Source organism: Asaia sp. A2, from assembly GCF_057319415.1.
In genome coordinates, this window is record NZ_JBXWTO010000005.1 from 106,605 (window position 1) to 120,272 (window position 13,668).

Sequence of the window (13,668 nt, forward strand, 5' to 3'; positions counted from 1 at the left end):
TCACCGGCGGAGGAGAAAGCCTGATCAGAATTCGGTGCTGACCGTGCCGAAAAACTGTCGTGGCGAACCGCGTTCGAGCGACTGGTAATCGCCAGAAATCGGATTGCCGTTTTCGCCCATCATCGAGATATATTTCGAGTTTAGCAGGTTGTAGACGTTGAAATCGATGGTGATGTTTTTCGCGAAACCGTAATTGCCGACATTGTATCGGGCACCGGCACTGGTCAGCCAGTAACCGCCGACAGAGGTGTCGTTGGTATAGCTGAAGTAACGTTTTGAGTAGTAATGGACATCGAAATGCGTTTCGAGGCCTTTCCAGCGATAGGAAAGATTGGCCTTGTACATGAACTGCGGATAGTTCACGACCTTCTTGCCCTTGGTGTAATAAATACCATCTGCCGTCGTGATGTTGCCACCATAGGTCGAGTGATTGTAGCTCACGCTGTTATAAAGGGCGAGACCCTTGATCGGCGTAAGGGTCAGGGCGGCATCCACGCCATTGGTATGAACACTTGTCTGCGCGACGCTTGATACCGGATTGGTAATCGTGCCTTCCGTGGCAGCCTGCAATCTGTGACTGGCATCGGCGTGATATCCGGCCAGGCTGGCCTGCAGATATTTGTCGGTATAGCGATAGCCAACAGCGTAGACCCAGTCGCGCTCGGGTTTGACGGTCTTGCGTAGCTGGTCAAAGGTCGCTTGATCCTGCACCGACCACAGCGCATTGCCTACACCATTGGGCAATACCTGATAGCTGCGCATGTTTTCTGCGAGGTCGAAATAGAACTCATGATGCGGCAGAAAATGCCAGCTGCCGCCCACATGGGGCAGAAAGGCCGACGAGGCGGTCATGCTGCCATTGGGCAGTGCGTCGGCGCCGGTATAATCCGGATTATTGTAATTGGCGCCACCAGCCGTAGTGGAGAGCATGGATTTGAATCCGGCCGTCAGGCGCAGATTATCGAGCGGTCGCCAGGTATCCTCAAGATGATAGGTGAACGTGTTGGTATGCCACATGAAGCCATAGCCCTGAAGAAAGGCCGGGCCATAGGTGTCGTAGGGGCCGACTGTTTTCAGCGGTGATCCGGTGCCGAGAAGGGGCTCGTTGTACCAGAACAGGTCGGCCTGCTGATTGTTGTTTTCAAACCAGACACCCGTATCGATCGTGTGATGTGCGATGCGGTAATTCAGGGCGGTGGTAAAGCCGTAACGCTCCTGCCTTGTCTGCCAGACTTCCTCCGAGAACGGAGCCCCTGTTCCGGCGGACGGGGTGCTGTAATCGGCATAGGTATAATAACCTGTCTGGCTGGTGCCATAGAGCGTCGATTTCCAGCGCAGGTGATCTGTCAGCGCCAGATCCATGTTCAGACCGCCGGTGTAATCGACTTCCGCCTGGCCACCGTCATAGAGATAGGGCTCGTCACCATTGGCCTGGATCGCGGCCGAGGTCGGCAGTGAAACGGCGCCGGAGGCATAGGCGGTAGCCAGAGCGTAATTCGGATAAAGATGCGGTACGCGCCAGCCAAGCGCGTCGATCATGGCCAAAGACGTGTCCTGATAGCCCCATTCCTGCAGGTCGCTCCAGTTGAAGAAGGCCTTGATCACGCTGTCATGGCCGACAGGTTGCACAACCTTGGCATCGACCTGCTGCTGGAACTGGGTGCCACCACCCATCCATTTGCCTTCCTCACTGCGCGAATAGGCGACGAAAGCCTTGGTGCCGCTTGGATTCAGAACGCCGGAATCACCGCGTATGTAGGTGCGATAGGAGCTGTATGTGCCAAAGCCCTGCGAGATCTTCCCGCCCATCTTGTCCTTGGGGTCGCTGGTTTCGAATTGCAGCGTGCCACCAAGCGTAGAGGTCGAGGGGACATCGACGCCGCCCGGGCCTTCGGAGAGCACAGAGCGCTCGATATCATCCGAAATCGAGGCCTGAATGACATTCAGACCATTATTGCTTTCATAGGTCTGGTCATTGAGCGGAATACCATCCAGCGTGACGCCCAGCTGATCCATGAAAAAGCCGCGCACATAGATGCTCGATCCCCATGTATCGATGCCCAGCGGATCGGTGGAACTGAAGCTCACGCCGGGAAGACGGTCAACTGCCTTGAGGACACTGGTGCCGGGCGTGAACTGAGCCATGACGGCTTTGGATATGACATTGTCGGCACCACGCGAAGCCGTGCGGCTGGCGCTGACAACCATTGTTTCGTTGCCCCCAGCGCGAGCAACAGACGAGGCGTGTTTTTTCTGGCGGGTCAGTCTTGAGCCAGTTGCGCTGTGTGACGCGACAGAGTTTACCTTGTGATGGGCCTTGTTTGGGGCGGCTGCCTGTCCTGATCGAGGGAAAACAATAAACAGCGCGGAGGCACAAAGCAGAACGCGAAAAGAGAGGGGCTGAACACGACATCGTGGATCAAAGCGGGTGGGGCGGGTGAATTCGATCATAACCGTTCCATCTCGTTTGGCGTTCGTAACAATGTGAGCGATGCCACTCATCTCAGTCCCCAAACGGATTCCCTGGGGCGCTGTGCAATGTCAGAGCACAATTTTCTTGAAGATGCGGACAGCGCCTGACGTGTGCCAAAGCGCAGGTCGGGCGAGGTCGTCATCCTTTGTCAAACTCTATGTGCATAAAATCGAACGTGCAACGTTTTTGTGGGAATAATAGAAAGCAGGCTTTTAGGGGACAGAAAGCCTTTCGACATCAGGCGACGGGTAGGCGGTTCGAGGTTCTCCACTGGTTGAGAAAGGCGAAGAGTTCGAGTCTTTCGCATTGCGTCGTATTGAAGCGTAACCAGGGAGACGGCGCATTATCCGGTGAGAAATAGCCTCCCGGTGCAAGCAGGAGATTGGCCTGGGCTGCGTCGCGGGTGAGTTGCAGCACGTCGTGCTCCTGTGCGAATCGCATCCAGAGAAACATGCCGCCTTCAGGCTTGCAGAACGGAACCAGGCCACATCGGGCAAAGCGTTTGATCGCCTTGTCCTGCAAATGAGTCAACTTCTCTCTGAGCCGCGTCAGATGAAGCCGATAGCGACCATCAGCAAGGCTGTGATGGACGATGGCTTCCGACATGTAAGTGCTGGTCAGACTGCTGGCCATTTTCAGCTTGAGAATATCGCGTGCCATCGCAGGGTTGGACGCCACATAGCCCACACGCAATCCGGGGGAGATGGTTTTTGAAAAACTGCTGATCCGTATCACCTGTTCAAGCTGACCAAGATAGGCGAGCGTCGGGCTGGATTCCGGGGCGAGGTCGCCGAAGATGTCATCTTCAATCAGGGTAACGCCCGCCGACTCAGTAATACGGAGCACCTTGTACAGCACGGGCGCCGAACAGGATGTGCCAGTCGGATTATGCAGGCGGGTGTTGATGATGAAGGCCTTTGGCTGTTTTTCACGTATCAGCCTTGAAAGGCTTTCGAGGCATGGGCCATCCTTGAGCCGCGGCACGCCACACAGATGCAGCCCCAGGGCCCGTAATGCGGGGAAGAGATTGCAGTAACCGGGGTCTTCCACAAGAATTGTATCGCCGTGTCGTGTCAGGCAGCGTATCGTCAGTTCAAGAGCCTGACTGGCACCGTGAGTCAGGATGATCCCGCCGCGAGCACAGGCAATGCCCTGTCTGGCAAGGCTGAGCGCAATCTGTTCGCGCAATCCGTCATGGCCGTAAGGGTTGCCATAACCCAGACCGAGCAGTTCGGGCCGACGCCCGAGGCTGTTGAGTGCATACCGCACACCGCTACCATACAGGCAGGATTCAGGAAGCCAGCCACATCCTGCCTGGATCTGTCGAGAATCACCCTCATAAGCGCGCTGCAGCAGCCAGAGGGAATCGACAGATGGGCGTGGTGCCTCTGTCTCCTCCTGTCGTGCAGGCATAGTCGGTTCGTAGGTAACGAAATAGCCGCTCGCCGGACGTGCCTGCAACAATCCTTCCGCCACAAGGCGGTTATACGCGTTGGAGACGGTTAGAGGACTAACCAGACAGGCGGTGGCAAGCTTTCTGATGGAGGGAAGTTTCATGCCATCCGGCCATGTCCCCGCCCGAATGCGCATGCGAATTTCCGCCACGATCTGGGCGACGAGCGGCGTGGTGGCGTCATGGTCAAGCGTGATCATCGTTTCATCATTCCGCCGGTAAGAGCCGTGCTGCTGCGCGTGCCTGCAACAGATGCCATAGGGGCGCGACGTCCTGTATCGGTCTGGTGACCAATACAGATCCATGCAGAGGCTTTGCAACTGTATATAGACAAGCTTGTTTCGCAATTGGAATAGTGCGGACCTCCCGATTGGTGCCGATGGGGCCAGCATCTTTGCCGTCCTCCGGATCAGCATGACCTGAAAGCCGCCTTATGGCCTCTCCTCCGCCTGCCGATTTCGACTGTGTTCGCAGCCTTGCCGCCGGGACATACTGGATGCCTTTCACGGCTAATCGCCGCGTGAGGCAGGACCCGGCTTCACGGCTGATTGTCTCCGCCAAAGGCGGATACGTTGAGACGCATGCGGGTATTTCGCTTCTGGATACGTTATCCGGTCTGTGGTGCACGCCGCTCGGTCATGCTCATCCACGCATTGTCGAGGCGCTGAAAACCCAAGCTGACACGCTGGATTATTGCACAGGCTTCCAGTTGACGAATCCGGTCACAGTCAGGCTGGCTGACAGGGTCGTCGGGATGGCACCGGATGGTCTGGAGCATGTATTCTTTACCAATTCCGGATCTGAGGCGGTGGATACGGCGCTGAAAATCGCCCTTGGTTATCATCGTCTGCGCGGCGAAGGCGGCAGGTTTCGCATGATCGGGCGCGAGCGGGGCTATCATGGGGTTGGTTTTGGTGGGCTCTCTGTAGGAGGCATTGTACCCAATCGCCGGATGTTTGCGGCGGGCATGCTGAATGGTGTCGATCATATGCGCCACACCCATGCGCCTGATACAGCGGCGTTTTCGCACGGTCAGCCTGCGGCAGGCGCCGATCTGGCAGATGATCTTGGCCGTCTGATCGCGCTGCACGACGCCAGCACGATTGCTGCTGTCATCGTCGAGCCGGTGCAGGGCTCCACCGGGGTGATCGTGCCGCCAGTCGGCTATCTGCGCCGCCTGCGTGAACTATGCACGGAGCACGGAATTCTCCTGATTTTCGATGAGGTCATTACCGGGTTTGGTCGCCTTGGTACGCCATTCGCCGCGCAGCGATTTGATGTTGTTCCCGACATGATCACCTTTGCCAAGGCTGTCACGAATGGTGTCGTTCCCATGGGGGGCGTTCTCGTACGCAGCGATATCTACGAGACGTTCATGACCGGGCCTGAAAATACCATCGAATTCGCGCATGGCTATACCTATTCGGGGCACCCTCTGGCGGCGGCTGTCGGCAATGCCGTGCTCGATATCATGGAGGAAGAAAACATGTTCGAGCGTGTTATTTCTCTGGAGACTGTGCTGCAGGAAACAGTTCACAAGCTCGATCATGCGCCGGGAATCACCGATATCCGCAATATCGGCCTGGCGGCAGCCATCGATCTGGAACCCGACCCGATTGCCCCCGGCGCGCGGGGGCTGAAGCTGTTCGAGCTCGGCCTCAGCCACGGGCTGCTTCTGCGCTGTACGGGTGACACGGTCTCTCTTGCACCGCCTTTCATTGTGACATCTGAGGAACTGCGTGACATGGGGGCGACACTCGGGCGCCTTATCGAAACCGTCACACGCTGACGATCCACATTTTTCAGGAAAAAACATGCCCCTACTGCATTTTCATCTCATCGAAGGCCGCACCCCGGAGCAGATCCGGGAGATTCTGGATTCGGCACACGAAGCCATGCTTGAGGCCTTTGAAGTTCCGCGCAGAGATCGTTATCAAATTGTAACGGAACACAAGCCTAGCCACATGATTGTCGAGGACACTGGTCTCAATATTCCGCGCACAGAATCCATGGTGCTACTGCAGATGTTCAGTCGTCCGAGAGGGGCTGATTCCGTCGCAAAATTTTACCGACTTCTCACGAATAATCTCCAAAGGGATTGTGGCATTCTCCCTTCCGATGTCATGATTTCGGTTGTTGAAAATGGAGATGCCCACTGGTCGTTTGGTCACGGTCGTGCCCAGTTTCTGACTGGTGAGCTTCCCCTGCCATCTGAATCCTGATCGATATCGGAACGTTCAAGATATAGGGTTCTTTCGCAGGCCGCTTCAAAGGATCTTGCATGACGGAAAACGCGCTCGCCAGCAGTCTTCGACCGCGCCATATTGCCATGATCTCCATTGGGGGCGTGGTTGGCGCAGGATTTTTCATAGGTGCCTCGACGCCGATATCCGTGGCGGGGCCGGGCGCGTTGCTTTCTTACGCTCTGGCGGGGCTCATGACCTTTCTGGTCAATCTGATGTTGCGAGATATTGCCATGCGGGCGCCAGGTCATGGGTCTTTCGTTAATCAGATCCGTCATGCCCTTGGGGGGCATGCAGGTTTCATGACCGGCTGGACCTACTGGCTCGTCTGGGTCACGACGCTTGCGATCGAGATCATGGCTGCTGCCGCGCTGCTGGCGCCGCTTGTGCATCTGCCTTTCGCTCTGGTCGAGGTGATTATTCTTGGGACCATGACGGCAGCCAATCTGCTGGCGGTGCAAGCTTATGGTGAGCTTGAATACTGGTTTGCCATGCTCAAGATCGCGGCAATTGCCGTGTTCATCGCGATTGGCCTTGGGGCCCTTCTTCATGGCAACAGTCCACCACATTCGGCCATTCTGGCCGGTGGCGTCGTGCCGCATGGCTGGATGGCGTTGCTTGCGGTCATTCCTGCCATTATCTTTTCGATGTCCGGTAGTGAGGTAGTGACAATTGCAGCGCTCGAGTCCGATGCGCCTGATCGTAATATTGCCAGGGCTACGCGCGCCGTTGCCCTTCGGGTTGTCGGTTTTTATCTTTGTTCCGTCGCTCTTATTCTCTGTCTGGTACCTTGGTCGCAGGTTGTCCCGGGTGAGTCGCCTTTTCTGCTGGTGCTCAACCGATTGCATGTGCCTTTTGCGAGCGCTGCGATGGAAATCGTAATTGTCTCGGCCATGCTCTCCACTCTCAATTCAGGGCTCTACGCAACGTCGCGGGTTCTGTTCGAGCTGGCCGATGTCGATGATGCCCCCCGTCATTTCATGCGTGTCGACCCGCGCACACAGGCGCCGCGTATTGCCGTGCTGTTCAGCGCTGCCGCCGCCCTTGCCATTTCCGCCGTGGCGATTGCCTCACCCAATGCCGTTTTTGCCTTTCTGCTCAGTGCCACTGGCGCGCTGATCATTTTCCACAATGCGCTGATCGTGCTGACGCGCATACGTCTGTGCGGCATGGGCTTCATGCCGCTTCTGACGCTCGTGCTGCTTATGGGCGCTCTGGTGGCAATGGCACTTGTCGCCCATACCCGACACGAACTCGCTCTCAGTACCGTCACCATGATGCTCATGGGAAGCGTTGCCCTGCTGCGCCAGTTCATGGGCAAGGCTCCTCGGCGGGTCTGCTCGCTTTCCCGTCCAGGGGAATAATCCCTTTCGTTTCTGCCTCTTGCTTTTCCGCTTTCAGGATCACGCTCTCTTATGTCCCACGCTCTCGAATTCTATATCAATGGTCAGTGGATCCAGCCGCATGGCACGGCACGGATCGACGTCATCAACCCAGCCATTGAGCAGCCCTGCGCACAGATTGCGCTGGGAGACGAGGTTGATGTCGAGCGCGCTGTTGCGGCGGCAACGGCGGCTTTCCCAACATGGTCTGTTTCGAGCCGTGAAGAGCGTCTGGCTTTGCTGGAACGTGTACTCGCCATTTACAAGCGACGCAGCGAGGACATGGCTCAGGCCATTTCGCTCGAGATGGGGTCACCCATTGCAAGGGCGCGCGACAGCCAGAGCTGGGCAGGTCTGGCGCATCTGGAGGAGATGATCGCGGTTCTGCGCGATTTCTCATTCGAGGGACCGGAGGGGGATGTCTATATCACGCGTGAGGCCGTAGGCGTCTGCGGGTTGATTACGCCATGGAACTGGCCGATGAACCAGATCATGTGCAAGGTCGCCCCGGCGCTGGCGGCAGGCTGCAGCATGGTTCTCAAGCCCAGCGAGGTCGCGCCCCTGAGCGCGCTGGTTTTCGCCGAGATCCTGCATGAGGCCGGTGTGCCGGCAGGTGTCTTCAATATGATCAATGGCGATGGTCCAGGCGTCGGCGCGACACTGGCGGCCCATCCCGATATCGCAATGATCTCGATCACAGGGTCGACAAGGGCGGGGGCTGCAGTCGCCAAGCTGGCTGCCGATACGGTCAAGCGCGTGCATCAGGAACTGGGAGGCAAATCGGCCAATATCATCCTGCCCGATGCCGATTTTGCCGAAGCCGTCCAGCGCGGCGTGCGCGGCTGTCTGAGCAATTCCGGCCAGTCCTGTGATGCGCCTACCCGCATGCTTGTGCCCCGCGCCCGTATGGAAGACGCGATGGCTCTCGCCGCACAGACCGTCGCCAGCCTGCGTGTGGGCAATCCTGGCGATGAAGAGACCCAGCTCGGACCTGTCGTGAGTGAAGTGCAATATGGACGTATCCAGGCTCTCATTACTAAAGGGATCGAGGAAGGGGCGACGCTGGTTGTGGGCGGCGCAGGCAAACCCAAGGGGCTCGAGATCGGCTATTACGTTCAGCCGACGATCTTCGGCCATGTCACGACCGACATGACCATCGCGCGTGAAGAGATTTTCGGCCCCGTTTTGTCGATCATCGCCTATGATGATGAAGAAGACGCAATCCATATAGCCAACGACACACCTTATGGCCTCTCCGCCTATGTGCAGTCAGGCGATCTCGCTCACGCGCGCAAGGTGGCGCGGCGTCTGCGCGCAGGCAATGTGAACATCAACGGTGCTGACTGGACGGTAGCTGCGCCCTTTGGGGGGTTCGGTCAGTCAGGCAATGGCCGTGAATGCTCGAAATGGGGATTGCATGATTTCCTGGAAATACGGGCTCTGATCGGTTACGGCGGCTGAAGCGCCGCGCGCAGGGGAGATCGCATGAATCCCAGTCTCTACGCTCGCAAGAAAGCCTCTCTCGGGCTTGTTCCTCTGACCGGGGAGGCAAGAGCGCAGATTGTCGTTATCGGCGCCGGTCTGACGGGGCTTTCTGCGGCACTCCATCTGTCAGAGGCCGGGCACGATGTGGTCGTTCTCGATACGCATGAGCCAGGCTGGGGGGCGTCAGGCCGCAACGGAGGGCAGGTCAACCCTGGCCTCAAGACAACGCCCGCACAGGTTTTGCGGGATTTCGGCCCCGAACGTGGGGCGGTTCTGGCAAAGCGGGCCTGGGCCGCGCCGGATCTCGTTTTCGACCTTGTCGCTCGGCATGATATTGCCTGTGACGCCCTGCGCAGCGGGACGATCCGGGCGGCTACGGCCGAAGGGCAGATGGTCCCGCTCGAAACGCTTGCACGGCAATGCGTGGCGATGGGCAATCCGGTAGAGATTTTGACAAAAGGGGCCATTACGGCGCGTAGCGGCACCAGCCTCTATCATGGGGGGATGCTGGATCGTCGTGGCGGCCAGCTTGACCCGTTTGCCTATACGTGCGGCCTGGCACGCGCAGCCATGCAAGTCGGGGCAAGGCTGCATGACCGGTCGGCCGTCACAATGCTCCGACGCTCCGGAGACGGGTGGTGCGTCGGAACCTCCGGGGGCTGGGTACACGCGCAGCAGGTGATTTTGGCGACAAATGGTTATTCGGGCTCTCTGCTCGATGCGTTGCGCCGCTCTATCGTGCCGGTTTACAGCGCTATCGTTGCCAGCGCGCCGCTACCAATAGCGCTACGCGAAAAAATTCTGCCGCAGCGTGAATCGCTTTATGAGCTTGGCGAAATCACCACCTATTATCGCATTGATGACGAAGGTCGCCTGCTGATGGGCGGGCGCTCTGCCTCGCGTGATCTCGAAGGGGCAGAGGCGTTTCCCTATCTCATTGCCCGTGCGCGACGATTATGGCCTGAGCTTGAAAAACTGGAATGGGACGCTGGGTGGAACGGCCAACTTGCGTTGACCCTTGATCATTATCCCCATCTGCACCGACCCGAGCCGGGGTTGCTGGCCTGTCTGGGCTATAACGGCCGCGGCATCGCTATGGCGACGCTCATGGGGCAGAACCTTGCCGAGATGGCCCAGGGCGGGGTTTCGCTTTTTCCTGAAACGCTTATCAAACCCATTCCGCTGCACTTCGCCTGGAAAGCGGGGGTGGTGGCCGGCATCATGAGGGGGCGCATCAAGGATCGCTTCGGGTCCTGACAGGATTCCAGGCGAAAATCGCGACCTCGCGTATGTATCCTGTCATGTTTCAGGCATGACGGGTCTCGGGTGATCGATGGTTGCCTGATTTGATATGCAGTGCGTTTATCTGTCCTGCATTTGAGCGTCGCCACGACTGATGCAGGTATCTGCCCCTGTTCAGCGGGGTGGTGCCGTTTATGAAGCGTCTTGCCTGCCGCCAGAGCAATGCCACCACTTGACGAAGCGCTTACGCGAAACCTTGATAACGGACAGCCGTATCATCCTGATTAGCTCAGGACTGGCTCGGTACCGATAATCTGGAAAATGAGGTTTTGCCTTTGTCCGGCTAGGTACCGCAGAGAATTGCGGTCAGTGCCGTGGTGTCCCGTACGGGATTCGAACCCGTGTTACCGCCGTGAAAGGGCGGTGTCCTAGGCCTCTAGACGAACGGGACTGGAGGCGTGAGCGGCTGATTATCCCACCCCCGGATGGGGGTCAACCCTAAATCGTGGCAGCGTCCAAAATAAAAAAGCTCAGCATATCCTGACCGTTCCACTGCTCGCAGCGTAGTTGCCCCGCCACGTGAAGCACCGGCATGGCCCGGTCTTCCAGCAGGGCGGCGAAAGCCTTGTCTGCGGCGCGAAAGACCAGACCACGCAGCCTGCCGCCATCCTCGCCCTGCAGGATGACACGCAGCGTGTTGCCATCGCGCCCGATACGCTCGGTCTTGACGGCACGCACACGGCTTATGGCAATGACCGGCTCTTCATGGCCAGCTCCGAAGGGGCCGAGGCGTGCTAGCTGTGCCGCAATTTCTGTCGTTGCTCCACGAAGGGTCAGTATGCCGTCTATGCATAATGCATCGTGGCGCGGGCGGAGTCTGGCCGGGGCAAGCGCCTCGTCGAGGAATTGGTGAAATTCAGCCGCCTTTGTTGCGTCGAGGGAGAACCCGGCCGCCATGGCGTGACCGCCGCCGGTAAGCAACAACCCTGACTGGCAGGCATTGATTACAGCTGCGCCAAGGTCGATGCCCGGCACAGAGCGGGCAGAGCCCTTGATCCTGCCATCCTGAAGGGCGCCAACAAGCACAGGCCTGTTGCAACGCTCACGGACACGACTGGCGACGATACCCACGACACCCGGGTGCCAGTCCTCGCCATGCAGGAACAAGGCCGCGTGACCCCCCTCAAGCTGCGCTTCGGCCTGAGCATAGGCGTCGTTGAGGATATCCGCCTCGACAGTCTGGCGCTGCCGGTTGATTTCGTCGAGTTTTTCGGCCAGCGCACGGGCCTCGAACGCATCATCGCTCAGGAGCAGTTTTACCCCGAGTTCGGCCTGCGCAATACGGCCGCCTGCATTGATTCGTGGCCCGATGGCAAAGCCACAGGCCATGGCGCTGGCTGTTTCTTTCACCCCCGCCACGGAGGCCAGGGTGGACAGGCCCAGCCGCTCGCCACGGCCCATCACGCGCAGGCCCTGGGCAACGAAAGCGCGGTTGAGGTCGCGCAGGGGCATCACATCGCAGATTGTGGCCAGTGCCACCAGATCGAGCTTGCGCAGCAGGGCAGGCTCCTCATGCGCGTCAAACCAGCCCGACGCGCGCAACGTCCGGCAGGTTGCAATCAGCGTAAGGAAGGCGACGCTCGTGGCGCAGAGATGTCCCAACCCCGACTCGCAGTCGAGGCGGTTGGGGTTGACCACCAGACAGTCAGGTAGAATGGCCCCGTCTGGCTTGTGATGGTCCAGCACAATGATATCACCACCCGGTTTGAGGCTGGTGAGCAGATCAACGGCGGCCGTCCCGCAATCGACACAGATGAGCAGGCTCGCCCCTTTGGCGCGCAGGCCTTCGAGAGCTGGCCCGTTGGGGCCATAACCTTCCTTCTGCCGGTCGGGAATATGGAAAAAGACCGGGCATCCCAACTCGCGAAACGTCTCGGTAAGAAGGGTGGTGCCACAGGCGCCGTCGACATCGTAATCGCCAAAGACGCCAATGGTCTCCCCCGCCCTGACGGCATTGGCCAGGCGCAGGGCTGCGTCATTCATGCCTGTCAGGCAGGATGGGTCTGGCAACCAGTCACGCAGTTTCGGGTCAAGAAAAGCGGGAACACGGGCAGCATCGACCCCGCGGCTGTGCAGGATGCGAGCCAGTAATTCTGGAATGGCGGCGCGTTGCGCGATGGCCAGGGCGATGCGACCATCACCGCTGGCCAACCTGTCATCGCGCCAGACCCAGGAACGCTGACTGCCACTTTCATGGACAGAAAGAACCGGTTCTGGCAAAGCGATGATCGTGGGAGCGTCAGACATACGCTCCTTTATAGGGTGGGATCAGTGCGCTGCCCACGTCTTGGTAGTGAAATTGTGCCGCCCCTCGATGAAGCGCACCGTGGCTGACTTGGAGCGCATGACAATGGAGTGGGTGCGGGCAATGGTCGGGCCATAGAAGCGCACACCGCGCAGCAATGTTCCGGTCGTGACACCGGTGGCCGAGAACAGCACGTCGCCACGGGCCATGTCATGCAGTCCGAGCTTGCGGGTCGGGTCATTGCCCGGATCCATCGAGCGGGCACGCTCGATCTGGCTTTCATCCTCGAACATCAGGCGGCCCTGCATCTGGCCACCCACGCAGCGCACGGCTGCAGCAGCCAGAACACCTTCAGGCGCGCCACCCGAACCCGCATAGATGTCCACGCGGCTTTCATCCATGCAGGCTGCGATGGCGGCAGCAACGTCGCCATCGGTCAGCAGCATGACGCGCGCGCCAGCTTCACGGGCGCGGGCAATCAGCTCCTCATGACGCTCACGGTCAAGCGCACACATGGTGAGCGAGGAGATATCCTTACCCTTGGCCTTGGCAAGGTCACGCAGCGTGGTCTCGATCGGGGCGTCGATATCGATCAGATCGTCCGGCAGGTTCGGGCCCACCACCAGCTTCTGCATGTAGATGTCAGGCGCATGGAGGAAATTGCCGCTCTCGGCCAGCGCCACCATCGTCATGGCGTTCGGCATGTCCTTGGCGCAGAGATTGGTGCCCTCGAGCGGATCGACGGCGATGTCCATCTTGGGACCACCGGCACCCACCTTTTCGCCGATATAGAGCATCGGGGCTTCGTCCATCTCGCCCTCGCCGATCACGACCGTACCCTCGATCGCGACGGTGTCGAAGGCGGCCCGCATGGCCTGGACGGCTGCACCGTCAGCCTCGTTCTTTTCCCCACGGCCAGTCCAGGCCGATGACGAGATGGCCGCAGCTTCAGTCACGCGCACGAGCTCGAGCGCGAGGTTGCGATCCGTCACTTTATACTTAGGAGAGAAAGGCATCCGGTATATCCTATCTGTACTCTATCCAGCTGTGCCGGAATTGCGACACGCCCTGTTATGCCGGGATGT

The 13,668-nt window shown here is 58.9% G+C and carries 9 protein-coding genes and 1 tRNA gene; 5 read left to right on the forward strand and 5 right to left on the reverse strand.

Annotated features, from left to right (window positions below):
- Positions 1-24 precede the first annotated feature (24 nt).
- Entirely contained in the window at positions 25-2,208 is a 2,184-nt protein-coding gene (locus tag ACWNRM_RS05965) for a TonB-dependent receptor (protein ID WP_485169959.1), read from the reverse strand.
- Positions 2,209-2,710: 502 nt separating this feature from the next.
- On the reverse strand, positions 2,711-4,126 hold the full coding sequence (locus ACWNRM_RS05970) for an aminotransferase-like domain-containing protein (RefSeq protein ID WP_485169958.1): 1,416 nt from the start codon (positions 4,124-4,126) through the stop codon (positions 2,711-2,713).
- A gap of 233 nt (positions 4,127-4,359) precedes the next feature.
- On the opposite strand from ACWNRM_RS05970, the gene aptA reads away from it, so the two are divergent.
- The 5 genes from aptA to ACWNRM_RS05995 are packed head-to-tail and all read left to right on the forward strand — an operon-like array spanning position 4,360 to position 10,293.
- A complete protein-coding gene (gene aptA, locus ACWNRM_RS05975) occupies positions 4,360-5,715 on the forward strand; it encodes an omega-aminotransferase AptA (protein ID WP_485169957.1) in 1,356 nt (451 codons plus the stop codon).
- A 25-nt stretch (positions 5,716-5,740) separates the two neighbouring features.
- Complete coding sequence (locus ACWNRM_RS05980; protein ID WP_485169956.1) at positions 5,741-6,148, forward strand: tautomerase family protein; 408 nt, start codon at positions 5,741-5,743, stop codon at positions 6,146-6,148.
- Positions 6,149-6,207: 59 nt separating this feature from the next.
- A complete protein-coding gene (locus tag ACWNRM_RS05985; protein ID WP_485169955.1) occupies positions 6,208-7,533 on the forward strand; it encodes an amino acid permease in 1,326 nt (441 codons plus the stop codon).
- Between the two features lie 51 nt (positions 7,534-7,584).
- Complete coding sequence (locus ACWNRM_RS05990) at positions 7,585-9,012, forward strand: aldehyde dehydrogenase family protein (protein WP_485169954.1); 1,428 nt, start codon at positions 7,585-7,587, stop codon at positions 9,010-9,012.
- Positions 9,013-9,036: 24 nt separating this feature from the next.
- Positions 9,037-10,293 carry an NAD(P)/FAD-dependent oxidoreductase gene (locus ACWNRM_RS05995; protein WP_485169953.1) on the forward strand — a complete coding sequence of 419 codons (1,257 nt, stop codon included), beginning with the start codon at positions 9,037-9,039 and terminating at the stop codon, positions 10,291-10,293.
- 360 nt (positions 10,294-10,653) lie between these two features.
- Here the strand turns inward: ACWNRM_RS05995 and ACWNRM_RS06000 are convergent.
- The 3 genes from ACWNRM_RS06000 to glpX form a co-directional block, all read right to left on the reverse strand.
- Positions 10,654-10,729, reverse strand: a tRNA-Glu gene (locus ACWNRM_RS06000).
- Between the two features lie 47 nt (positions 10,730-10,776).
- A complete protein-coding gene (recJ, locus tag ACWNRM_RS06005; protein WP_485169952.1) occupies positions 10,777-12,585 on the reverse strand; it encodes a single-stranded-DNA-specific exonuclease RecJ in 1,809 nt (602 codons plus the stop codon).
- A gap of 21 nt (positions 12,586-12,606) precedes the next feature.
- Complete coding sequence (gene glpX / locus ACWNRM_RS06010) at positions 12,607-13,599, reverse strand: class II fructose-bisphosphatase (protein WP_485169951.1); 993 nt, start codon at positions 13,597-13,599, stop codon at positions 12,607-12,609.
- Positions 13,600-13,668 lie beyond the last annotated feature (69 nt).

Excerpts from the sequence above, each read along its gene's own strand:
- ACWNRM_RS05965 (WP_485169959.1), bottom strand. The coding sequence starts at position 2,208 with ATGGTTGTCAGCGCCAGCCGCACGGCTTCGCGTGGTGCCGACAATGTC.
- ACWNRM_RS05970 (WP_485169958.1), bottom strand. The coding sequence starts at position 4,126 with ATGATCACGCTTGACCATGACGCCACCACGCCGCTCGTCGCCCAGATC.
- aptA (WP_485169957.1), top strand. The coding sequence starts at position 4,360 with ATGGCCTCTCCTCCGCCTGCCGATTTCGACTGTGTTCGCAGCCTTGCC.
- ACWNRM_RS05980 (WP_485169956.1), top strand. The coding sequence starts at position 5,741 with ATGCCCCTACTGCATTTTCATCTCATCGAAGGCCGCACCCCGGAGCAG.
- ACWNRM_RS05985 (WP_485169955.1), top strand. The coding sequence starts at position 6,208 with ATGACGGAAAACGCGCTCGCCAGCAGTCTTCGACCGCGCCATATTGCC.
- ACWNRM_RS05990 (WP_485169954.1), top strand. The coding sequence starts at position 7,585 with ATGTCCCACGCTCTCGAATTCTATATCAATGGTCAGTGGATCCAGCCG.
- ACWNRM_RS05995 (WP_485169953.1), top strand. The coding sequence starts at position 9,037 with ATGAATCCCAGTCTCTACGCTCGCAAGAAAGCCTCTCTCGGGCTTGTT.
- recJ (WP_485169952.1), bottom strand. The coding sequence starts at position 12,585 with ATGTCTGACGCTCCCACGATCATCGCTTTGCCAGAACCGGTTCTTTCT.
- glpX (WP_485169951.1), bottom strand. The coding sequence starts at position 13,599 with ATGCCTTTCTCTCCTAAGTATAAAGTGACGGATCGCAACCTCGCGCTC.